Genomic DNA, 24816 nt, shown 5'->3' on the forward strand with positions numbered 1-24816 from the left:
TTTATAGAGATTTATTGATTTAATAAAACCAAATTCAATGCGTTTCAGCCAATTCGTTGTGATGATCAATTATAATTATCGATTTTTTTGGATGCATTAATTTCAGAAAGGGACATTTAGTAAAAAAAATAAAGTCAGCTATGATTTATTTCATATCTTCATGGCATGATAAAAGACAGCTCGAAAACGATCAATGCCTGGTGCTCTTATGACTGGTCAAACTCAGTTTATAACCTCATAGTCACCACTGCGATTTTCCCGGTGTATTACTCTGCTATGACCAGAGAAGCCTTTAATGGAGAAGTGATAGAGTTTTTTGGTTGGAAGGTGGATAACACAGTAATTTATACTTATGCCATTTCATTTTCATTTCTTATTACAGTCATTCTTTATCCTATATTGTCGGGTATAGCCGATTTCAGTGGGATGAAAAAAAGGTTCATGCAGTTTTTTACTTATCTGGGATCGGGAGCCTGTTTTGGTCTGTTTCTATTTGACGGTTACAATGTAGAATATGGAATCTTTATGGCAATTTTGGCTAGCATTGGTTATGCAGGGTCTGTGGTTTTTTACAATGCTTTTTTGCCAGAGATAGCTTCTGAAGGTAAAATGGATCAGGTAAGTGCCAGGGGTTTTTCCATGGGTTATGTGGGTAGTGTGATTTTATTGATTATCAGTCTCGTCTTAATATTGAATTTTGAGACATTCGGATTTGTAAACTCTTCGGCAGCTACCAGGTTTGTCTTTTTGCTGGTTGGTATGTGGTGGATTGGTTTTTCACAAATAGCATTCTACCATTTGAAGGATAACCCCACAGGACATAAAGTCACTTCTGCGATACTCACCCAGGGTTTTGGAGAATTAAAAAAGGTATTTATGCACCTGAAGGAAAAGGTGAGTTCAATCAGATTTCTATATTCATTTTTCTTTTATAGTATGGGGGTACAAACTGTGATGTTGCTTGCTCCTCTTTTTGGAGAAACAGAGATAGGAATGACCGGAGATGAAATGATAGTAGTGGTGTTGATTTTGCAAGTATTGGCAATAGGAGGTGCTTATTTCTTTGCCTTTGTTTCCAAAATAAAAGGCAACAAGTTTGCCATTGTTTCAGCCATACTGATATGGCTAATGGTATGTGTGGGTGCTTATTTTGCTCAGGATAAAGTAGCCTTTTATGTTTTAGCGGCGTTCCTTGGATTTGTAATGGGAGGGATTCAGTCAATTTCCAGATCGACCTATTCAAAATTGATCCCGGCAGGTACAACCGATTCAGCTTCATACTTCAGCTTTTATGATGTGACTGATAAACTAGCGATTGTGTTAGGAACGGCATCTTTTGGTATAATAGAGCAGATTACGGGCAGTATGAGGAACTCTATCCTTTGTATGACGTTGTTTTTTATCGTAGGATTGTTGATCTTGTCAACAGTGGAATTGATTAAAAACAAAGAATGATTTACAATGCACTCAAACAAATAGTTAAGCTTGCTCTTTGGATTTTTTTTTCAAAAATCATTGTCAATAAAAAGCGGGAACTACCAGATAAAGGCCCACTAATTATTGTGGTTAACCATCCTAATACCTTTATGGATCCATTGATCGTAGCAGCCCTATTCAGGCAGCAGGTAGGTTTTCTTGGTAATGCATCCATTTTTGTCAATAAAATAGTGAATGCAGTATTTAGATATTTCAATGTAATACCTGTATATCGGCAAAAGGATGTGGAAAGTAATGAGCCGATTGATAATGAGAATGCTTTTAGGGCTTGCACCGAATACCTGACCAATGGCAATACTTTGATGATATTTCCTGAAGGATCCAGCTATCATGAGTTGAAGCTTAGGAAAATAAAGACAGGAACAGCCCGGATTGCCCTGACTACTGAAGAACAGAATGATTTCAAACTGGGTTTGAAAATACTTCCCGTAGGGCTTTATTACTCTAACCCATCCCGATTCAGAAGCAAAATTCATATCAATGTTGATCAGGTTTTTGAGGTATCGGAGTTTCAGGACATTTATGAACAAGACAAAATAAAAGGTGTACAGGAACTCACGGAAAGAATAAGAAAAGTTCTGGCTGAAAATGTGATCACCACAGAAGACGATGAGCAGGAAGAGCTTTTTATAAAGCTCAAGAGAGTTTACAAAAGCAGATTGTTATCAAAAACTAACTTTTCTCAAGAATTTCAATTGACTAAGGAAATGATAAAAGCAATTGAATACTTCAAAATAAGTAATGAAGTGTCATTTGCCCGAATCAAAAGTAATGTAGATAGGTATATTCGGATTTTGGAGGAGGAGGGGTTGTCTGGAAGCGGTCAGAATATGGCTCATAGTATGCCGAAAAAAATCCTTTACACATTACTTGGTTTCATTTATCTAATTATTGGGTTTCCGGTTTATCTATCAGGAGTGATTCAAAACTATTTGCCTTATAAAATACCCTATTGGACGGCAAGAAAGATTACTAGTGAAATGGAGTATCACGCACCCATTATGTTGACGGTTGGCATATTAGTATTTCCAATTTTCTATTGTGTGATGGGTTATGCATTTTATACTTTAGTATCAAAAGATCTATTGATGATTTCGCTCTATATGATACTTTTGCCAGTGAGTGGTTTTTATTGTATCCATTACCTTGATTTTGTAGATCGGGTTCGAGACTTTGTCAAACTCAATTCTTTTTTTAAAAAAACAGACTTGAAGATGTCGGAACTTATTACCTTGAAAGAAGACCTTACATTGATATTGGATGAAGCTATGGAAACCTATTTGAAACGGCTATAACTTTTATTTAAACTATAGATGACGGGCAAATTATGACGAAAATATATCACAATCCCAGATGCGGCAAAAGCAGGCAAACCCTTAAAATACTGGAAGAAAAAGGTGAGCAGATTGAAATCGTGGAATACCTGAAGAACACACCTGGCAGAGAGGAATTGCTTGCAATTATTAAAATGCTGGGAATTACTCCCTTAGAACTAGTAAGAAAGGGAGAAAGTATTTTTAAGGAAAATTATAAGGGAAAAGATCTGTCCGATGACCAATGGATTGATACAATGTTAGCTCATCCTATTTTGATAGAAAGGCCAATTGTAATAAAAAATGGCAGAGCTGCTATCGGAAGGCCACCGGAGAGTGTCCTTGAAGTTTTGTAATCATTGCAGTTTTGCGGCCTATCTCATTGTTTTGATTTATGCCCTCATTGTGGTTTGGATGGAAGGATAATTTGGAGGGAATCTAAATTTATTTTATAACTGGTGTTGCTAAAATGGAAAGTGTTAAACTATATTTGCACTCCTTTTTAGACAGGAGCCCCGGAGAGGTGGGTGAGTGGCTGAAACCACATGTTTGCTAAACATGCGTACGAGAAATCGTACCGGGGGTTCGAATCCCCCTCTCTCCGCAATATCAGACCAAAATGATGGTCTTTTTTTTAGTGTTAAAATCCAGGTCCGCTAGCTCAACTGGATAGAGCAACTGCCTTCTAAGCAGTAGGTTTCAGGTTCGAGTCCTGAGCGGATCACTCAGTAAATCAAGGAGTTACATTAATTTGCAGCTCCTTTTTTATTTCCGCTCATTATGGCTCGGATGCTTTCAGCCATTACGGAAAACATAATGATTCCTCCTCCAATTAATACCCTTTCATTTGGTACTTCATTTAGAAATAAATAGCCCAGGATAATACCGAAAAGTGGTGTTAGGTTGCTGATGATACTCACGGCGGTAATTGTGAAATGTTTGAAACTCATTACAAATAAAGTATGGCCTATGGTAGTTGTAAATAAACCAAGAATTAGTAAAGCATGCCACTGTTTGGATAGGATAGAGGCAGTAAGATTGAAATCTGTAAGAAAGACTACCGGACATAGAAGTATGGAAATTATCAGAAGTTGGTAATACATTAGAGTAGATCCGGAATGTTCGGATATATTCTTTTTAAGTAGAATGTTTCTTATGGAGTAGAAAAATGCTGAAAACATGCCCACAACAGCTCCGACTGTGGTGCTATTGTCAAGGCTGTATTCAGGAATAAGGAAAAAAATTCCTGAAAACGCAACAAACGCTAAAGCCATATCCCATATTTTAAATTTAGTTTTTAACATAAAAGGCTCTAGTAAAGAGGTGATAACCGGATAGGTGAATAAAGAAAGCATACCTACTGCTACACCAGAAGCGGATAAAGCGTAAAAGTATGAAACCCAGTGTAAGCCAAGAAAAATGGAACTCACTGCAAGTAGTTGGAAATCTTTGCCCCAGCCGATAAAAGTTGATTGCTTAGTCCATTTCAAAAATAGCCATAGAGCCATGACACCTAAAAAACACCTTATCCATATAGTCAGCGGAGGGGGTAGCGATATATAGCTCCCAAGAGTGCCCGAAGAACTCATTATAAGAATGGCAAGTCCTAATTGTGTTAAATGATGAATGTTTTTATTCATAGAAGGGTGGCTGGTAAAGTTTTTAAAATCATTGCAATTTAGGCCTGATTTTTTTAGAAGCATTCTACCTGATGTTTTTTAGAAAGCGAATTTGTTGAGACCTGGCTTGGACAATAGTTTTGAAATACGGGGTGTATTGCATGGATTTGGTTGTCAGATAGTGCTTTACTCTTAGTTAAATTTTGTGATTGGCCTTTAAGTTTATTTTGTCAACATTACAGATGTTTTTATTGTAAATATTTAGAATTATTAAATGGAATAATTTATAACTTTATGAGTTAATATTAAGTTGCTAAAAGTTATTTTGTTGTAAACAGGTTAAATATTAAAGATTTGCAATTAATAATTTTAGATTCAACTTCAGCCAGCTATAACTTCTTTTTAGTGCACGATTGTTGGATATTCCCAATAGTCCTTCAGGGTTTTATTTTCGTTGGATGATAATAAATATCCTTCTATTAAGGAGAGAAAAATAATTTTAACTAAAAGTATATCGGACGTGCATTTTATACCCAAACAATTTGAGAACAAGTATCTGTTCGATCCTATAGCTGATTCCAAATAAAACGTAGATGAGATTTATTGAAAGGATTAATCAAATAAAAAATGTAGTATTAGTATTCACGCTATTTATTAGTGTATCGGTTATTATAGGTTGGATATTTGGAATCAGAAGGATATTAAATGTCATTCCTGAAGGGGCAACAATGAAGTTCAATACGGCTTTTTTGTTTCTATTGCTGAGTATTGGTCTGCTTGTTTCTCAAAAAGAAATAAAACATTATCGGCTTATAAATTCTAGTATCGTTTTTGTAATATTATTTATTGGAGGAGTGACTCTTGCCCAATATTATTTCAATTTTAGCTCTTTTATAGATTCATTGTTCATTACCGATACTTTCTCTCAGGAATTTGCAGGAAGGATGTCACAAGCTACAGCCTTTTGTTTTGTTCTAATGGGTGTGGGGTTGTTAGGTATAGATTCAAAGTCGCTGGTAATTAGAAAAATTATTCAATATGTCTTGCTTGTCGTGACATCCGTTTCATGGGTGGCGATAGTAGCATATATTTTACAGATTCCTGAAGGAAATAAAATATTTTGGTTGAATTCGATGGCAATTCATACGTCTGTTTTGTTTTTCATGCTTTCTTATGCGTTCTCCTTAAAAAATCCCACACTTGGATTCACAGGATTGGTGACAGGCATATATGGAGGAAGCAAGTTGATGAGGTTACTATTACCCTATGTAGTCGTTTTACCTATGGTATTGAGTTGCTTGCTGTTGAGTATATACAATAACTTTCAGATAGAAAGTGACTTTGGAATAGCAATATATACGGTTGTTTTTACCTTAATAAGTATAGTTTACATATCCATTATTTCTCTTGGGTTGAACAAGTCTGATGTTAAGAGAAAAGAGTTGGAGACTTCTTTATATTCCAGTAATCAAGAACTTACGTATTTTAAACAGGCATTGGATGACAGTTCTATTGTTGCCATCACCGACTCTAAAGATGTTATTCATTATGTAAACAATAAATTTTGTGAAATCTCGAAATTTAAACGAGAAGAACTAATTGGTCAAACTCATCAACTTGTTAACTCTGGATATCATCCCGAAGAGTTTTTTAAAGAAATATGGCAAACTATAAGCAGTGGGAAAGTATGGGTTGGGGAAATAAAAAATAAAGCCAAAGACGGACAATTGTACTGGGTATATACCTCTATAGTCCCATTCAAAAATGAATCTGGTGAGATTTATCAATACCTTTCAATCAGGCAGGATATTACAAAGAAGAAGGAAGCTGAGGAATTATTGTCTTCTCAGTATATACCCACTTTGGAACGGAAAAATAAAGAATTAGAGAACTTTGTGTTTATTGCATCGCATGACCTGCAAGAACCTTTACATTCTGTAAGTAGCTTAGTTGACCTTTTGAAAACTGAATATCAGGATAAGCTGGATGAAACAGCAAATGAATATTTAACTTTTATTTCTAAAGCTACCACACGAATGAGCGATCTGATAAAAGGTCTGCTCGATTATTCCAGGATAGGTGGCAAAAAACACCTTGAAATGGTGGATTGTAATGATATTATGGCTGATATTAAGGCGGATTTGGCTAGCTATATAGCCAGAACAAATACAACTATTACAATAGGAAAGTTGCCTAAAATAAAAGCATATAAAACTGAGTTGCGTTTACTTTTTCAAAATCTGATTAACAACGCTATTAAGTTTAGCAAGAAAGATGTTCTTCCAGAGGTGCATATTTCTGCACAGCGTAAGGGAGAGCATTGGAGATTTGCTGTAAAAGACAATGGTATTGGCATTGCCGAAGAAGATAAGCATAAAATTTTCGCTATTTTCCAAAGACTTCATAGCAGGAAGGAATATGAAGGAACCGGAATAGGACTTTCTCATTGTCAGAAAATCGTTCAGCTCTTTGGAGGAGGAATTTGGGTGGAATCTCAGCCAAATGAAGGAAGTATTTTTTACTTTACAATACCCATTAACATTACATAAAATACATGAAAAAAAAACTAAACAGCATTTTACTCATCGATGATGATAAGGCAACCAATTTCTTGCATGAAATGGTACTAAATGACATGGATTGCACAGAGGAAATTGTCGCAATGGAGAGTGCCATTGATGCATTGGAATATCTTAAATCCACGGTTGATGGAAAACACCCACAACCAGATTTGATTTTTTTAGACATCAATATGCCTGCAATGAATGGATGGGAATTCCTTGTTGAATATGAAAAATTAGATGAATTGAAAAAAGGAAGGTTGGTATTGATGATGTTAACAACTTCACTCAACCCTGATGATGAAGAGGCTGCTAATTTACTACCATTGGTTGCTGGTTTTTTAAGTAAGCCATTGACTATAGAGATGGTGGAAGAAGTATTAAAAGAAAATTTTGCAGACTTACTTTAAAGACGTTCATTAAATATTTTTTGTCTCAGAAACATTTTCTCTTTTAAATGCTTTTTCTCTGATTATATCTTTTACTGGCCTGTTTTCAATTTTGGATTCCAGCCAGGATATAATGTCGAAATAAATAAATGACCTTTTTTCATATTGGTTTTCAGAAAGAGGAATGAGGTTTTCCCTGAGCTTTTCAAAGTGTTTGATAAGCTCTTTGTTTGTCATTGAAGCATTTAATCGTTTTAAGAAGTTGAGAATATATCTTTGAAATTGATGTAAATCTTTAGTTTTTAGTAAGAAACGATAGGTAGATCTTACATTGTATTGGATCAATTCTATGTTGCCCAATTCGTAATGACAGACCAGGCTGAGTATTCTGGCAAAGCCATGAATATCTTCCCGGAGATTTACGTCAGTGGAATTGATGATCTTATTGAGCCAGATAATGGCATCTTTAAAGTTATCATTGCCAAAGTACAGACAAGCAGTTTTATAGAACATGATCACTCTGGAGTGGTTATCTATTTGCTCAATAAATTGCTCTAAGCCGGGTTTTATTTTTTCGATAAGCTGGACACCCCTGCCAAAATCTCCCATCATAAAAAAACCATTGAATTCATGTACATAAGAGTACTTCAAAAGTTTAAGTTTTATATTGTCGTTAAGATTAATCGCTGAAAGATTTCCAACCGACCTGAGTTCCTTTTTTGTAATCAAAAACTCTTCATATTTTTCTAATTTGGTTTGAGAAATCATGAGGTGGTTCAAAGCGGAGATGTACATTTCGATTTTGGATGACATTAATGTTTTATCCCCATGAAAAAGCTCCACCCATTTTAACGCATACTCATACCCTTTTTTAAAATCCTGAATGAAAAAGTAATAGTGTATATAGAGGCTGTATAGACTAATCTTCTCACTTACCGATAATAAGTCTTCATTAGGATTGGGGAAACTGGTAATAAAAAGATTGTTGACCATCTTGAAATCTTCTTCATTTCGCATGTAGCCTACCTGATTGTAGATACTACTGAGCTGGACATGGAGGTTGGAATAAGCATTTATATTATTAATACGATTGCTTACATCCTGCACCTTCATCACTATTTCATTTACATCGGTTTGTGTATTTTGTCCTGCGGTATATGGTAGTAGCTTTTTTTCCCAATTCAATATCTCCAGTTGTAACTCAAGATGGTCAATTCGTTCTGCACTTTTTCTTGCCTTTTTCAGTACATTGATGCACTGTTGATAGAGACTTTTGTTAAACAATATTTGTACATGGTCTATCAGATTGTGTATTCCTATCTCAGTTACCGAGCTGGAATTATACATTCTCAGGCTTTGAAGGATCTTATTGTATAAATGGGCTTTTAGGTTAGATAGCTGCTCTGCTTTAATTGATGGCTCTTTTTTAAGAATTTTATTCTCATTAAATTCTTTTTGCTGGTCTATCAGGTCAAATAAACGAATGAATTTTGTGTCTTCTTGTTTTGTTTCAGTGGTTTTAAAATATCTTTTCTCACTCTTTTTAAGTGATTTAATTAGAGTAAAAAGAGTGTCTTTTTTTTCTTTAGGCATTGTATTTATTTATTCAAATAAATCCTTTTAATACTATTATTGGTCAAATATATACTTTTAGAAATCGTAATTATAAAATAATTATGTGTTTTATTAAGACTCTCTTACAATTAATTTTGATTTCATAATTAAATGATATGGATAATAGAGTACAAATATTCGACACGACGTTAAGAGACGGTGAACAGGTCCCGGGTTGCAGGCTAGATACAGAAAACAAGGTATTGATCGCACAGGAACTGGAACTGCTCGGTGTTGATATTATTGAAGCAGGGTTTCCTATTTCAAGCCCTGGTGATTTTGAATCTGTTTCAGAGATTTGCAAAGTTATAAAAAATGCATCTGTTTGCGCTCTTTCAAGAGCTGTGGAAAAAGATATAGAAGTTGCTGCCCAGTCCCTAAAACTTGCAGTAAAGCCCAGAATACATACAGGTATCGGTACATCCGATCAGCATGTGTTTACCAAAATAAAAACAACCAGAGAAGATATATTGGAGCGAAGCAGACAGGCAGTGGCTTATGCCAAGAAGTTTGTTGAAGATGTGGAGTTTTATGCAGAAGATGCCGGGCGTACTGACAATGAGTTTTTGGCAAAAGTTATTGAGGGAGTAATTGCAGTTGGTGCTACAGTGGTCAATATTCCCGATACTACAGGATATTGCTTGCCGGAAGAGTACGGACAAAAAATAAAATTTCTTAGAGAAAATGTAAAAGGAATACACAATGTTGTGATTTCTACACATTGTCACAATGATCTTGGTTTGTCAACGGCCAACTCAATAGCTGGTATTCAAAATGGAGCCAGGCAAATAGAGTGCACTATCAATGGTATCGGAGAAAGAGCAGGAAATACTTCTTTGGAAGAGGTAGTGATGATTATGAAAAAACATAATTGGATGACTTTCGAAACTGGTATAAATACCAAAAGACTTTCAGGAATAAGCAGATTGGTCTCTGAAAAAATGAATATGCCTGTGCAGCCTAACAAAGCCATTGTAGGAAGCAATGCATTTGCGCATTCTTCAGGAATTCATCAGGATGGAGTTATTAAAAACAGAGACAACTATGAAATTATAGATCCGGAAGAAGTGGGTGTGAATGAATCATCAATTATACTCACAGCAAGAAGTGGTAGAGCTGCTTTGAATTATAAAATTGAAAAACTGGGAGTGACTTTATCAAAAGAGGAGCTGGAATCAATATATCAGGAGTTTTTAACAGTAGCCGATAATCAGGGAATTGTAGGTGAAAGTGCATTGAAAAAATTATTAAGTGACCATTTGGTTTCAAATTGAAAAAGGTTAATAAATGCTATAGAAAAAGCATGAAAATCAAAAAATGTGATCATTTTTTGATGGCCAAATAATAAAAATCACTAAATAATTTGGATGATGAATTTTTTTTATGATACTTTTGAGCACGAAAATGAAAAACACACTTGTCATAGCATTTGCGATTATTATTGACGTCACACTAGATGGTCGATCGGGAATGGTATAACAATTAGAATAAAAAATATTTTAAAGCACCATTCCTAAAAGGAGTGGTGCTTTTTTTTTGAATTAGGATGAACGAATAAAGATGTATTACAATAAAGAATCTATCATATACCTGGATGGTGAGTGGGTGAAGGCTATTGAAGCTAAAATCGACTTGTTTAGCCAGACTTTGCATTATGGAAGTGGTGTGTTTGAAGGTATTAGAGCATATGATAGTTCTGCTGGTCCAAATGTATTCAAGGCAAAGGAGCATTATGAAAGGCTGCTTTACTCTGCAAAAAAAATGGGTATAAATATGACTCATACCGTAAATGAGTTAGTAAACCTTACATATGAATTACTTGATAGAAATAATATTTCCGATGCATATATAAGGCCATTGGTGTTTTTAGGAGCCAACATGAAACTGGCAAAAACATTTGATACCCATATAATGATGGCGGCTTGGGAATGGGAACCTTATAGCGGTGAAGATCCTTTAAGGGTAATGGTATCTTCTTTTGAGAGGCCAAACCCAAAATCAGTTCCGATTGACGCAAAAATTTCAGGGCACTACATCAATTCTATTTTAGCAACAAACGAAGCGAAAAGGCTAGGGTATGACGAGGCACTGTTATTGGATTCGAATGGTTATGTGGCAGAGGGGCCGGGAGCTAATTTCTTTTTTGTGAAAGATGGTATCATTTATACCCCTGCATTGGGCAATATTCTTCCAGGTATTACCAGGGCTACTATTATTGAGTATGCTATGGAACTGGGTTATCCAGTTGTGGAGAAGTTTTTCACTTTCGATGAAATAAAAGGTGCAGAGACGGCATTTTTCACAGGTACTGCCACAGAAATCGCAAGCATCAGTTCAATCAACGATATCAAATTTGAAAAAGACTGGAAAGAAACCATCGCTTATGAATTGTTTTTGATGTACAGGCAAAGGGTTAATTCCAATCATGTAGTGTTATAAATATTTAACTTATAAATCAAAAGAAGTAAGTGGAACAAGAACTAAATAAATACAGTAAGACGATTACTCAGGATCCATCACAACCAGCCTCACAGGCGCAGTTGTATGCTACCGGGTTGAGTGAAGAAGATTTAAAAAAAGCGCAGGTTGGTATCGTAAGTACTGGTTTTGAGGGTAACCCTTGCAATATGCATCTTAATATCCTTGCTCATCAGGTGAAAAAGGGCGTAAAGGAAGCTGATCTTGTAGGGTTGATATTTCACACAATTGGTGTTAGCGATGGTATTTCCAACGGAACTGTGGGAATGAAATATTCTCTGGTATCTAGAGACATCATTGCGGATTCTATTGAAACAGTAGTTAATGCACAATTTTATGATGCTGTTGTACCTGTTGTTGGTTGTGATAAAAATATGCCTGGAGCTATGATGGCTTTGGGAAGATTAAACAGGCCTGGGCTGTTGGTTTATGGTGGTACTGTGAGGCCGGGAAAGTGGAAAGGTGAAGACCTGAATATTGTTTCGGCTTTTGAAGCTTACGGTAAAAGATTGGGCAATAATATTTCAGATGAAGATTTTAACGGAATAATAAAAAATGCAATTCCTGGCCCTGGGGCATGTGGAGGTATGTACACGGCTAATACCATGTCATCCGCTATAGAAGCGATGGGTATGTGTTTACCATCCGGATCTAGCAATCCAGCAGAAAGTGAAGACAAAAAGAACGAAACGTTTAGGGTAGGACAGGCTGTAAGGTATTTGATGGAGAATGATATCCGTCCAAAAGACATCATGACTAAAGAAGCATTTGAAAATGCGATAAGATTGATTATGATTTTGGGAGGATCAACAAATGCTGTATTGCATTTGATAGCAATGGCAAAATCTGTAGATGTACCGATTGGTCTTTCTGATTTCCAGAGAATATCAGATAGCACGCCGTTTATAGCAGATTTGAAGCCTAGTGGAAAGTATTTAATGGAAGACCTTCATCATGTAGGAGGAGTGCCTGCTGTGATGAAAGCCTTATTGACAGAAGGATATCTGCATGGAGATTGCCTGACTGTAACAGGTAAAACATTGGCTGAAAACCTTGAAGCAGGCCCTTCTTTGAAAGACAAGCAAAAGGTTATTCATTCATTTAATGAGCCCATTAAAAAAACAGGCCATTTGCAGATTCTGTATGGAAATCTTGCTCCTGAAGGAGCCGTAGCAAAAATTACGGGTAAAGAAGGAGAATACTTTGAAGGACCGGCAAGAATTTATGAGGATGAATTTGAAGCCATCAAAGGGATAGGGGAAGAAGTGCAAAAAGGAGAAGTGATCGTGATCAGGATGTCAGGTCCCACAGGTGCTCCTGGTATGCCTGAAATGCTGAAACCAACAGGTGCAGTGATGGGAGCAGGTCTTGGAAAGGACGTGGCATTAATTACTGATGGTAGGTTCTCAGGTGGTTCACATGGATTCGTAGTTGGGCACATTACTCCCGAAGCACAGGAAGGTGGGCCATTGGCATTTATCAAAAATGGGGATATCATAGCCATTGATGCGGTGAACAATAAACTTGATGTCAAAATTTCTGATGAAGAAATGGCGAAAAGAAAAAATGCATGGGTAAAACCTGAATACAAAGCAACTAGAGGAGTATTAGGTAAATATATAAGGTCAGTAAAGTCAGCATCGGAAGGGTGTGTAACTGACGAATAAGGTTAATGATTGATAATTAACAGTTAAATAAGCATGAATACATCAACATTGGAAGCAGAGAAAGTGACCAAAAAAACTACTGAACGTATGACAGGTTCAGAAGGGCTTTTAAGGTGTTTGCTCGAAGAAGGAGTGGAGACCATTTTTGGTTACCCAGGAGGGGCAATTATGCCCATCTATGATGAATTGTACAAATACGCAGATAGGCTCAAACATGTTCTAGTCCGTCATGAGCAGGGTGCTACCCATGCTGCTCAGGGATTTGCACGTGTCACAGGAAAAACTGGTGTCTGCTTTGCAACTTCCGGACCGGGAGCCACCAATTTGATCACAGGGATTGCTGATGCACAAATTGATTCTACACCATTGGTATGTATCACAGGGCAGGTTGTAGCCCATCTTTTGGGTACAGATGCTTTTCAGGAAACTGACGTGGTAGGTATTTCTATGCCTGTAACCAAATGGAATTATCAGGTAACAAAAGCAGAAGATATTCCTTATGCTATTGCAAGGGCTTTTTATATCGCCAATACTGGTCGTCCAGGTCCAGTTTTAGTAGATATTACCAAGAATGCTCAGTTCGAAGAGTTTGATTACAGTTATGAAAAATGCGAAAGGATCAGAAGCTACCATCCTTATCCTACCTTGGATGAGTCTAAAATAGCTGAGGCTGCTGAATTGATAAATACAGCTAAAAAACCATTTTTGTTGGTAGGGCAGGGTGTATTACTTTCAGATGCGGAGAAAGAATTGATCGCCTTGGCAGAAAAAGCAGGTATTCCTATGGCATCTACTTTACTGGGTTTGTCGGCAGTGCCGACAAGTCACCCATTGTATATGGGTTTCCTTGGGATGCATGGGAATTATGGTCCGAACATCAAAACCAATGAGTGTGATGTATTGATAGCGATTGGGATGCGTTTTGACGATCGTGTTACTGGAGATTTGGAGCATTATGCAAAACAGGCCAAAGTAATACATGTTGAAATTGATCCTGCAGAGATAGACAAAAATGTAAAAACAGATGTAGCAATTAATGCTGATGCCAAACAAGCTTTATTGAAATTGATTCCATTGATTAAAGAAAATAATCATAGCGATTGGGTAAATGAATTTAGAGCATGTGATAAAATAGAGTATGACAAGGTAATAGAGCCTGCTTTCAATCCTAAAGGAGATGAAGTTATCATGCCTGAGGTAATCAAAATGATCTCTGATAAAACGGAAGGTAAGGCGATCATTGTCACCGATGTTGGCCAGCATCAGATGGTTGCCAGCCGGTACTATCAGTTTGCGGAAAAGGACAGCAATGTAACTTCCGGTGGATTGGGGACTATGGGCTTTGCACTTCCTGCATCCATGGGAGCAAAAATGGGACAGCCCGATAGACAGGTAATTGCTGTTATTGGTGATGGAGGCTTTCAAATGACCATTCAGGAACTGGGCACGATTTATCAAAACAATATTGGGGTGAAAATATTGATTCTAAACAATAATTTCCTTGGCATGGTACGCCAGTGGCAACAATTGTTCTTTGAGAAAAGGTATTCTTTTACAGAATTGACCAATCCTGATTTTCAGATTATTTCTGAAGGGTATAGAATACCCCATGCAAAAGTTGAAAAACGAGAAAATCTGGAAACGGAAATAGATAAATGGTTGGCTCATGATGGCCCATATTTACTGGAGGTAGTTGTAGAGCAGGAGGAAAATGTTTTTCCAATGGTACCTACAGGGGCTTCAGTATCAGACATTAGATTAGAATAATAAAGTAGGGAAATCATGGCAGATATATATAGTGAAAATCATTCAGATAAAATGGAAAAAGAGTTTACCCTATCCGTGTTAACGGAAAACAGAGCAGGGTTATTGAACCAGATTTCAATCATTTTCACGAGAAGGAAAATCAACATTGAGAGTCTAAATGTCTCAACCACTGAAGTGCCTGGCATCAGCCGGTTTACTATTGTGGTGACATCTACTCGTGAAAGAATAGAAAAAGTGATAGGTCAGATACGAAAAATAATAGATGTATTAGGGTCATTTTTGTATGAAGAAGACCAGATTTACTATCAGGAAATTGCATTGTACAAAATGCCTACCTCAGTGTTTTTAAATGGTCATTCAATAGAAACACTTGTGAGAAGCAATGGAGCTCGTATTCTGGTGATTGAAGAAGACCATATAGTAATTGAAAAAACAGGCCATAAAAATGAAACGCATGACCTGTACAAGAAACTTGAGCCACTAGGCCTGCTCGAGTTTGTGAGATCAGGACGGGTAGCGATTTCTCAATCGAAAAGAAAAACGGAAGCTTACATTCATGAATTGGAAAATTCTCATTCCAATCAATTGAGAATAGAAGATTATTAATAGCATAAGATCAAGTAAGAAAATTATAAAACAAATTGAAAATCAGTAAATATTAAAGTTAGAAAAATGGCAAAATTAAATTTTGGTGGAGTAGAAGAAAATGTTGTTACCAGAGAAGAATTTCCTCTGAGCAAAGCACAAGATGTTTTGAAAGACGAAATTGTAGCCGTTATTGGTTATGGTGTACAAGGACCTGGGCAATCATTGAATTTGAAAGACAATGGGATAAACGTAATTGTTGGACAAAGACAACCATCTAAATCATGGGACAAAGCTGTGGCAGATGGTTTTGTGCCGGGAGAAACGCTTTTCTCAATCGAAGAAGCTCTTGAAAGAGGTACTATCATTTGTAACCTACTTTCAGATGCTGCACAAATTGCATTGTGGCCAACAATTAAGAAATACCTTACTCCAGGAAAATCATTGTATTTTTCTCACGGATTTGGTGTGACTTACAAAGAAAAAACGGGTATAATTCCTCCTGCAGACGTAGATGTATTTTTGGTTGCTCCTAAAGGATCTGGTACTTCTTTGAGAAGACTGTTTGTTGAAGGAAAAGGACTTAACTCTTCTTTTGCCATTGAGCAGGATGCGACAGGAAAAGCCAAAGACAAAGTGATCGCTATGGGTATCGCTGTTGGGTCAGGTTACCTGTTCGAAACTACTTTCTACAAAGAAGTATCTTCTGACCTTACAGGCGAAAGAGGCACTTTGATGGGAGCTATCCAGGGATTGTTTCAGGCTCAGTACGAAGTATTGAGAGCCAATGGACACACCCCTTCTGAAGCTTTCAATGAGACAGTAGAAGAAGCTACTCAATCATTGTATCCATTGATCGCAGAAAACGGAATGGATTGGATGTATGCCAATTGTTCAACAACTGCCCAAAGAGGTGCTTTGGATTGGAAAGATGAATTTCACAAGGCTACTAAGCCGGTATTTGAGAAATTGTACAAATCAGTAATAGATGGCAAGGAAGCTCAAAGATCTATTGATGTAAATTCTCAACCTGATTACAGAGAAAAACTGGAAGTTGAATTGAAAGAGTTGTACGACTCTGAAATGTGGCAGGCAGGAAGAACTGTAAGAGGTTTAAGACCAGAAAACAAGTAGAATCGTTTTATATTTAAAACTCAGCAGGAATTTATTTTCCTGTTGAGTTTGTTTTTTTCTTGATATAGTAAATGACGTTTTGCTATAGAATTACACAATACTCAAAATTAAATTATTGTATAGGTTAGATTCCTTCCTCAGACAGGAAGGTTTTGTTTTATATTAAAATTGATGACCTAATGCGTCAGAATTTATTACATGGTGGATCACAAAAACTTGATTATGAAATCAGGGATATTGTGAAAAAGGCTGAACAGCTGGAGAAACTTGGCAAAAAAATCTATTGGGAGAATATCGGAGACCCAATATTGAAAAATGCTGATGTGCCAGACTGGATCAAAGAAATTGTTTCTGAACTGGTGATGGACAACAAGAGCTATGGCTATTGTCACTCAAAAGGAATCATTGAAACCAGAAAATTTCTGGCAGAAAAAAACAATGAATTTGAAGGGGTACAGATCAATTATGATGACATCCTTTTCTTTAATGGGCTGGGAGATGCCATTGGTAAATTATATCAATTCTTAAATCCGTATTCCCGTGTGATAGGGCCTTCTCCGGCATATTCTACCCATTCTGCTTTTGAGGCAGCACACTCTAACAAAGAGCCTCTGACATACAACCTTGATCCGGATAACAACTGGTATCCCGATTTGGATGATTTGTATCTGAAAGTAAAATACAATCCCAGCATAGTAGGCATATTGGTGATCAATCCTGACAATCCTACCGGAGTGGTGTACCCTGAATCCTATCTGAAAAGGATAGTTGAAATAGCAAAAGAATTTAACTTGTTTGTAGTCAGTGATGAGATTTATGGTAACATCATTTACAATGGCAACAAAACCAAGAGGTTGTCAGAAGTGCTTGGTGACGTACCGGGTATTTCTTTGAAAGGAATATCAAAAGAAGTGCCCTGGCCAGGCAGCCGATGTGGTTGGATGGAATTTTACAACAGAAAATCAGATCGTAACTTCGATGATTATTGTTTGGCGTTGGAAAATGCCAAAATGGTAGAAGTATGTTGTACTACATTGCCACAAAGAGCGATACCAAGGATATTCTCCCATCCAAAATATCATGAATACCTAAAAGAAAAAAATGAATCCATTGCCTCACGCAGCAACATCATTGGCAATCACTTCAAGAACATAGATTATATCAAATTCAACAAGACCAACGGGGCATTTTATAATACCATAGTCTTTCAGGATGGGGTATTGAACAACAACCAGTTTTTGAAAATTGAAGATGACAAAACCAGAGAATTGGCGGAATCCTGGGTGAATGGAATTTCAAAACCGGATAGCAGGTTTGTATATTATCTGCTTGCAGCAAAAGGAGTTTGCGTGGTTCCATTGTCGTCATTCCAATCCAATTTACTTGGTTTCAGAATTACATTGCTGGAAGAAAACCCTGAAGTGCTGCAATATACTTTTCAGCAAATAGCAGAAGCCATCAATGAATTTTGCAATTCGGACAAAGTAATGGAAACTGAACAGGTTAACCTTGCATAGTTGACATGGGCGTAGCTACTTCCAGACAATCAAGTGATCTATTACCGCAGGAAGCTCCGGAACTACATGACATAGTCTCGGCTGGGCAAATTCTCAAAGGAGTAGTAATTCAATCTCCATTGGTGAAAAATGCCAATTTTTCCGAACGATTTGGTGCTGATATTTATTTTAAAAGAGAAGACCTGCAAGTAGTTCGGTCTTATAAAATAAGAGGAGCATATAACAAAATTTTTTCTCTGAGTGAGGAGGAAAAATCTAATGGAATAGCCTGTGCCAGTGCAGGCAACCATGCACAGGGAGTGGCATACTCATGTTATAAATTGGGTATCAAAGGAGTGGTTTTCATGCCTTGCCCAACACCGAAGCAAAAAATCAGGCAGGTTAAAATGTTTGGTAAAGATAAAGTAGAAGTGCGATTGGTTGGAGATACTTTTGATGATGCTTACAAAAGTGCCATGGAATATTGCACCGATCATCAGGTTGCCTTTATTCACCCGTTTGATGATGAAAAAGTAATTGCCGGACAGGCTACTGTCGGGCTGGAGTTGCTTCAGGATATCGAAGACAAAATAGATTATCTTTTTGTTCCCATAGGTGGAGGTGGTTTGGCGTCTGGTCTGATTAGTGTATTTAAAAGGTTGTCTCCAAATACCAAAATAATAGGAGTAGAACCGGAAGGAGCACCTGCAATGAAAACTTCGATCGAAAAGGGCATAAATACGCCACTTACCGAAATTGATACTTTCGTTGACGGGGCTGCAGTGAAGCAGGTTGGCAACCTTAATTTTAAAATTTGCAAGGATCACCTGGATGATATCATCCTTGTACCGGAAGGTAAAATTTGTTCGACCATTCTTCAATTGTACAACGAAGAGGCAATTATTACTGAGCCAGCAGGTACATTGAGTATATCGGCACTTGATTTTTACAAAGAAAAAATAAAAGGAAAGACGGTTGTTTGTATTGTCAGTGGCAGCAACAACGACATTACCCGAACAGAAGAAATAAAAGAACGCTCCTTACTTTACGAAGGGTTGAAACATTATTTCATTATAAGGTTTCCTCAACGTGCAGGAGCATTACAGGAGTTTGTAAATGATGTATTGAGTCCGGGAGATGATATCGTGCATTTTGAGTATTCTAAAAAGCACAGTAGAGAAAGAGGACCTGCGTTGATTGGTATAGAAATACAAAACAAAGAAAACCTGAATTTACTTTTCTCGAAAATGGAGGAAAAGAATTTCGTGTTTGAATACCTGAACAATAAACAAGATTTATTGCAGTATTTGATTTAAAATAGTTGATTATTATAAAATAAATGAAAGTACTAAAATTTGGCGGAACATCAGTTGGCACTGCCGATAGCTTGCAAATAGTAAAGCAAATAGTTGAAGAGAGGCTTGATCAGGATAAGTTGATCGTGGTAGTATCTGCCTTGGGAGGAGTCACGTCGCAACTGGTGGATTGCGCTGGTCAGGCTTCTTATGGCAACAAAACTTATGAAAATATACTGTCTGAGTTGGAAGAAAGGCACTTGAAGGTAGTAACACAGCTGATTGGTAAAGATTCCTCAGAGAAGCAGAGGGCAAAGGTTATAGAGAAATTCAAAAAACTAAAAGACCTGTTTCAGGGAGTTTACTTCGTAAAAGAACTTTCCAACAAAGTAAAAGATGCCATTCTGAGTTATGGTGAGATTCTTTCTTCCTATATTATACATGAATATTTGAAATCTCAGGGGATTTCTAATGACCTGATGGATCCACGGAAAGTGATTGTCACTGACAGCAACTTTGGAAAAGCCAATGTTGATTTTGAAATTACAAACCAGAATATTGTTGATTATTTTCAAGACACTACTTATCCCGTTATTGTTCCGGGGTTTGTTTCCGGAAATAGCAAAGGAGTAACAACTACTTTGGGGAGAGGTGGTTCTGACTATACTGCAGCCATACTCGCAGGAGCATTGAGGGTGGATGCACTCGAAATCTGGACAGATGTAAACGGAATGATGACTGCCGATCCGCGAATGGTGTCAACAGCTCATACGATAGAAAACATTACTTATCAGGAGGCGATGGAGCTTTCTCACTTTGGTGCTAAAGTAATTTACCCTCCGTCTATTCAACCTGTTTTAGGAAAGAAGATACCGACTTTTGTAAAAAATACTTTTGACAAAGACGGAGCATACACCAAGATAAGTAATGTAAGTACTTCAAATTCTGAAATTATTAAAGGGATTTCCAGTGTCAAAAACATTACCCTTTTGAACCTGACTGGCAGTGGTATGGTAGGCATACCAAGCTTTTCCAACCGCTTGTTCAAAGCACTTTCTGAAGCTAAAATCAATGTAATCATGATTACTCAGGCTTCATCTGAGCATTCGATTTGCGTAGGTATAGACGATGCTGATGTGGATGCTGCCAAGCAAAGTATTGATCAGGAGTTTGTCTATGAAATGAATACCAAAAAGATCAATGCATTGGAAATAGAAAGAAATCTGGCAGTGGTCGCTTTGGTTGGAGAAAAGATGCAACACCATGTTGGTGTGAGTGGCAAGATGTTTGAGTCTCTTGGACTCAATGGCATCAATATCAAAGCCATTGCACAGGGGTCATCTGAGCGCAACATCACTGCAGTAATTGATGAGCACAATCTAAGGAAGGCATTGAATGCATTGCACGAAAGCTTTTTCCTTTCCAGAAGAAAAAAGCTCAATCTTTATATGATTGGTGTGGGCAATGTAGGCGGTACTTTGCTGGATCAAATAGCCAAACAACACAGTTACCTGCTTGAAAATGAACAAATTGATCTACGCATAGTCGGTATTGCCAATAGCAAAAGAATGCATTTTGAAGTAGATGGTATTGATTTGGAAAATTGGAAAACCACTCTTTTTGAAAAAGGTGTCGGCATGGATGCAGACCTTTTTATCAAAAAGATCAAATCCTACAACCTGATCAATAGTGTCTTCATAGACAACACTGCAAATGCTGATATAGCCGGATTGTACAAGGATGTGTTGTTAAACAATATTTCCATTGTTACCCCCAACAAAATAGCATGTGCTTCATCCTATGAAAATTACAAAGAACTTAAAAATATCACCCAGGAATATAATTCTCGTTACCTGTTCGAAACTAATGTGGGAGCCGGATTGCCCATCATTTCTACATTGAGTGATTTGATAAAGAGTGGGGATAAAATCAATAAAATCCAGGCCGTACTTTCTGGCAGCCTCAATTTTATATTCAACTATTTCAATGCAGACACTAAGTTTGTTGACATAGTAAAACAGGCTCAGGTTGATGGCTACACAGAACCTGATCCACGAATTGATTTGAGTGGGGTTGACGTGATGCGTAAGATCTTGATTTTGGTGAGGGAAAGTGGTTTCAGGTTTGAATTGGAGGATATTGAAAATGAAGCTTTTATTCCTGAAGAATGTATGAAAACAGACAGTGTAGAAGCATTCTATAAAAAAATAAGTGAAAATGAAGCCCATTTCCAAGCCATATTCGCCAAAGCATATGCTGAAAACAAAAGGCTAAAATACGTCGCTACTTTCGATAAAGGTAAGGCTTCTGTGGGTTTAAAAGAAATACCTTCAGACCATCCTTTCTATAACTTGGAAGGCAAGGACAATATCGTTTTGTTTTATACCAACAGGTACAACGAGCAGCCATTGGTAATTAAAGGAGCAGGAGCAGGGGCAGGTGTGACGGCATCCGGTATCTTTGCCGACATTATGAAAATTGCTAACAGCTGATAGGAACAAACGAATGCAAGAATCAATAAAAGTATTTGCGCCGGCAACAGTAGCGAATGTAGGGTGTGGCTTTGACATCATGGGGTTTGCCCTTGATGGGATAGGTGAGGAGATTATCATTCGAAAAACAGAGACTAATGCCCTCACAGTATTGCCTGTCCGTGGGTTTGAAGACATACCAACTGATCCTGAAAAAAATGTAGCAACAGTGGCGGTAAAAGCCATGTTGGAAAGGTTGTCTGTAACTCAGGGTTTTGAATTTGAATTCATCAAACATATTAAACCCGGAAGTGGTCTGGGTACAAGTGCTTCCAGTTCAGCTGGGGCAGTGTTCGGAGTGAATGAAATGCTCGGAAGGCCTTTTGAGAAAAAAGACCTGGTGGAGTTTGCTATGGAAGGGGAAAAGCTACTTTCCGGTAAAGCGCACGGAGATAATGTATCGCCTTCTTTGCTTGGAGGATTTCAGTTGATTCGGGGGTACAATCCACTTGATTTGGTCAATGTTTCTTTTCCTGAAAACTTGTATGTGACCATTGTTCATCCTCAGGTAGAAATAAAAACCTCTGAGGCTCGTAAAATGCTAAGGACAGAAATACCAATGTCAGAAGCAGTGACACAATGGGGAAATGTAGGAGGACTGGTTGCGGGATTATATACCTCAGATTTGGATTTGATAGGTCGGTCGATGCAAGATGTGATTGTAGAACCTATCCGTTCCAAACTCATTCCTAAATTTGACGAAGTGAAGGCTGCTTCGCTTGCAGTTGGTGGTGTTGGTTGTAGCATTGCCGGCTCAGGACCTTCCATATTTACTTTCAGCAAAGACGAGGAAACAGCTCAAGAAATTAAATTGAAAATGACAGAAATATATAGTGAAGCTGGTATTGAGGTGATATTATATATTTCTAAAATAGGAAAAACTGGTGCGAGGATAATCGACTAGTATAAAGAATAAAATTGAGGTACCATGAAGTGCTTGTCTTAATTTGGAAGGTCTAAACCTTCTGACTTCTGACTTCTGACTTCTGACTTCCAACTTCTTAAACAATGAAATACTACAGCACAAATAAATCAGTTCCGAAAGTTTCTTTTGAAGAAGCTATAGTAAAAGGATTGCCCGAAGACAATGGACTTTTTATGCCAGAAAAAATAGTGTCACTGCCACAGTCGTTTATCGATGGTTTGAAAGGCTCTTCATTGCAGGAGATAGGCTATGAAGTGGCGAGCAGGTTTATTGACAATGAAATACCTGAAGCCAATTTAAGAACTATTGTTAATGATACGCTGGCATTTGATATTCCTGCTGTACGTGTAGAAGATAATGTTTATTCTTTGGAATTGTTTCATGGGCCTACATTGGCATTCAAAGACGTAGGCGCACGGTTTCTGGCAAGATGCCTTAGCTATTTTTCTGCTAAAAAAGCACGAAAAGCGACCATTCTGGTGGCAACTTCCGGAGATACAGGGAGTGCCGTAGCACACGGTTTTCTTGGATTGGAAAATATCAATGTTGTAATCCTTTACCCTAAGGGAAAAGTAAGTGACATTCAGGAAAAACAATTGACTACACTTGGCCAGAATATTACTGCATTGGAAGTCGATGGAACTTTTGATGATTGCCAGGCATTGGTGAAAAAATCTTTTTTGGATAAACCTATAAAAGATAAATTTCATTTAACATCTGCTAATTCTATCAATATGGCAAGGTTGATACCACAGTCATTTTACTATTTCTGGGCTTATGCCCAGGTGAAAGATGGAAACCGTCCTGTATATATATCTGTTCCGAGTGGTAACTATGGCAACCTTACTGCCGGACTGTTGGCTCAGAAAATGGGGCTTCCAATCGATCGTTTTATCGCCTCAGCCAATGCCAATGATATTGTACCTGCCTACCTGACTAGTGGCGTGTTCGATCCGAAAGCCTCTGTGCAGACCATCTCTAATGCCATGGACGTAGGCAACCCGAGCAATTTCGCACGGATGATGGATTTGTTTGGGGGGGATGTAAATGAATTTAGAAATTACATTTCAGGATACAGCTACTCCGACGAAGAAACTAGGGCTTGTATGCAGGCAGTATTTGCAAAGCAAGGCTACATGCTTGATCCTCACGGAGCAGTAGGCTATCTGGGTTTAAAAGAATACATGAAAGACAAAGATGGTGTAGGAGTATTTTTCGAAACGGCACACCCTGCCAAGTTTGGTGATGTCGTAGAAGAAACCATTCACACCAAAATAGACATCCCAGCACGATTGCAGGAGTATGTAGATAAAACCAAAGTTTCCATCGAGATCAACAATAGCTACGAAGAGTTGTTGGCTGTTTTTGGGGAGGTGCTAGTATAATTGTAATTCATCTTTCTATTTGAATAGAGATTCTTTACTACGTTCAGAATGACAAGGTAGGGAAGGTCGTAACCTTTGTCATCTTGAGCGCTCGTCTGCCGACGAGGCAGGAAGCGAAAGATATCCTGTCTTGCTCAGCTTTCCCTCCTCTGGTCTAAAAAAAGGCACCATGAAATTTCTACCTCCGCAGAAATGACGAAGCACGTTATACCTACGGAGGCAAGCATCCCATAGAGATGACAAGACTAAGGGATTGTGACTTATAAGAGCAGCCACAGCACTATTCCACTTCCATTATTTACCTCGAAATCTCCTTCTAGGTAAAACCCCTAAATTTTTAAGTTTGGAAAAACCCCGATATATGGGGATGCCGGATGTATGACCTTTGTTTCATAATTACAATGTTTCAAAATAAAACAAAAGAGTCATGAAAACTACTACTAATTTTTACACCGCACTGATCTTAATCATCAAGTTGTTACCGATCATCCTGATTTTAGCCGCCGCAAGTTGCAGCAATGCCCAGGAATTAAAATTATCCACCTACATAGAAAAAACTA

At 37.6% G+C, this 24816-nt stretch carries 18 protein-coding genes and 2 tRNA genes; 18 read left to right on the forward strand and 2 right to left on the reverse strand.

Annotated features, from left to right (window positions below; translation table 11 throughout):
- Positions 1–165: 165 nt before the first annotated feature.
- From AAOP42_RS03095 to AAOP42_RS03115, 5 genes are all read left to right on the forward strand, one after another.
- Positions 166–1455 carry an MFS transporter gene (locus AAOP42_RS03095; RefSeq protein ID WP_349526996.1) on the forward strand — a complete coding sequence of 430 codons (1290 nt, stop codon included), beginning with the start codon at positions 166–168 and terminating at the stop codon, positions 1453–1455.
- Positions 1452–2792, forward strand: a complete 1341-nt coding sequence (locus tag AAOP42_RS03100) for a 1-acyl-sn-glycerol-3-phosphate acyltransferase (RefSeq protein ID WP_349526997.1) — start codon at positions 1452–1454, stop codon at positions 2790–2792. The genes AAOP42_RS03095 and AAOP42_RS03100 overlap by 4 nt, the downstream gene beginning before the upstream one ends.
- Before the next feature lie 32 nt (positions 2793–2824).
- Positions 2825–3166: an arsenate reductase (glutaredoxin) gene (gene arsC / locus AAOP42_RS03105; protein ID WP_349526998.1), complete on the forward strand. Its 342-nt coding sequence runs from the start codon at positions 2825–2827 to the stop codon at positions 3164–3166.
- 161 nt (positions 3167–3327) lie between these two features.
- A tRNA-Ser gene (locus AAOP42_RS03110) sits at positions 3328–3414 on the forward strand.
- A gap of 46 nt (positions 3415–3460) precedes the next feature.
- Positions 3461–3534 (forward strand) — tRNA-Arg (locus AAOP42_RS03115).
- 22 nt (positions 3535–3556) lie between these two features.
- Here the strand turns inward: AAOP42_RS03115 and AAOP42_RS03120 are convergent.
- Positions 3557–4513, reverse strand: a complete 957-nt coding sequence (locus AAOP42_RS03120) for a DMT family transporter (RefSeq protein ID WP_349526999.1) — start codon at positions 4511–4513, stop codon at positions 3557–3559.
- 509 nt (positions 4514–5022) lie between these two features.
- Here AAOP42_RS03120 and AAOP42_RS03125 point away from each other — a divergent pair.
- Positions 5023–6978, forward strand: coding sequence for a PAS domain-containing sensor histidine kinase (locus AAOP42_RS03125; RefSeq protein ID WP_349527000.1), 1956 nt, complete (start codon positions 5023–5025; stop codon positions 6976–6978).
- A 5-nt stretch (positions 6979–6983) separates the two neighbouring features.
- Positions 6984–7400 (forward strand): response regulator, encoded by a 417-nt coding sequence (locus AAOP42_RS03130; protein WP_349527001.1) that lies wholly within the window; start codon positions 6984–6986, stop codon positions 7398–7400.
- A gap of 9 nt (positions 7401–7409) precedes the next feature.
- Here AAOP42_RS03130 and AAOP42_RS03135 read toward each other — a convergent pair whose 3' ends face one another.
- Entirely contained in the window at positions 7410–8972 is a 1563-nt protein-coding gene (locus AAOP42_RS03135; RefSeq protein ID WP_349527002.1) for a hypothetical protein, read from the reverse strand.
- Between the two features lie 137 nt (positions 8973–9109).
- On the opposite strand from AAOP42_RS03135, the gene AAOP42_RS03140 reads away from it, so the two are divergent.
- From AAOP42_RS03140 to thrC, 11 genes are all read left to right on the forward strand, one after another.
- Entirely contained in the window at positions 9110–10267 is a 1158-nt protein-coding gene (locus AAOP42_RS03140) for a 2-isopropylmalate synthase (RefSeq protein ID WP_349527003.1), read from the forward strand.
- Positions 10268–10553: 286 nt separating this feature from the next.
- Positions 10554–11432: a branched-chain amino acid transaminase gene (locus AAOP42_RS03145; RefSeq protein ID WP_349527004.1), complete on the forward strand. Its 879-nt coding sequence runs from the start codon at positions 10554–10556 to the stop codon at positions 11430–11432.
- Between the two features lie 29 nt (positions 11433–11461).
- The gene (gene ilvD / locus AAOP42_RS03150; protein WP_349527005.1) at positions 11462–13138 is read left to right on the forward strand and encodes a dihydroxy-acid dehydratase; all 1677 of its coding nucleotides are present in this window, start codon (positions 11462–11464) and stop codon (positions 13136–13138) included.
- Between the two features lie 33 nt (positions 13139–13171).
- Positions 13172–14905, forward strand: a complete 1734-nt coding sequence (gene ilvB / locus AAOP42_RS03155; RefSeq protein WP_349527006.1) for a biosynthetic-type acetolactate synthase large subunit — start codon at positions 13172–13174, stop codon at positions 14903–14905.
- A gap of 15 nt (positions 14906–14920) precedes the next feature.
- The gene (gene ilvN / locus AAOP42_RS03160) at positions 14921–15511 is read left to right on the forward strand and encodes an acetolactate synthase small subunit (RefSeq protein ID WP_349527007.1); all 591 of its coding nucleotides are present in this window, start codon (positions 14921–14923) and stop codon (positions 15509–15511) included.
- 66 nt (positions 15512–15577) lie between these two features.
- Positions 15578–16624, forward strand: coding sequence for a ketol-acid reductoisomerase (gene ilvC / locus AAOP42_RS03165; protein ID WP_349527008.1), 1047 nt, complete (start codon positions 15578–15580; stop codon positions 16622–16624).
- 179 nt (positions 16625–16803) lie between these two features.
- Positions 16804–18141 carry a pyridoxal phosphate-dependent aminotransferase gene (locus AAOP42_RS03170; RefSeq protein ID WP_349527009.1) on the forward strand — a complete coding sequence of 446 codons (1338 nt, stop codon included), beginning with the start codon at positions 16804–16806 and terminating at the stop codon, positions 18139–18141.
- Between the two features lie 5 nt (positions 18142–18146).
- Positions 18147–19436, forward strand: coding sequence for a threonine ammonia-lyase IlvA (gene ilvA, locus AAOP42_RS03175; RefSeq protein WP_349527010.1), 1290 nt, complete (start codon positions 18147–18149; stop codon positions 19434–19436).
- Positions 19437–19459: 23 nt separating this feature from the next.
- Complete coding sequence (thrA, locus tag AAOP42_RS03180; protein ID WP_349527011.1) at positions 19460–21907, forward strand: bifunctional aspartate kinase/homoserine dehydrogenase I; 2448 nt, start codon at positions 19460–19462, stop codon at positions 21905–21907.
- Positions 21908–21920: 13 nt separating this feature from the next.
- Positions 21921–22850 (forward strand): homoserine kinase, encoded by a 930-nt coding sequence (locus AAOP42_RS03185; protein WP_349527012.1) that lies wholly within the window; start codon positions 21921–21923, stop codon positions 22848–22850.
- Positions 22851–22954: 104 nt separating this feature from the next.
- Positions 22955–24256 (forward strand): threonine synthase, encoded by a 1302-nt coding sequence (thrC, locus tag AAOP42_RS03190; protein WP_349527013.1) that lies wholly within the window; start codon positions 22955–22957, stop codon positions 24254–24256.
- Positions 24257–24816 lie beyond the last annotated feature (560 nt).

Source organism: Reichenbachiella sp. MALMAid0571, assembly GCF_040151475.1.
In the GTDB taxonomy this organism is placed as follows: domain Bacteria; phylum Bacteroidota; class Bacteroidia; order Cytophagales; family Cyclobacteriaceae; genus CAXBNB01.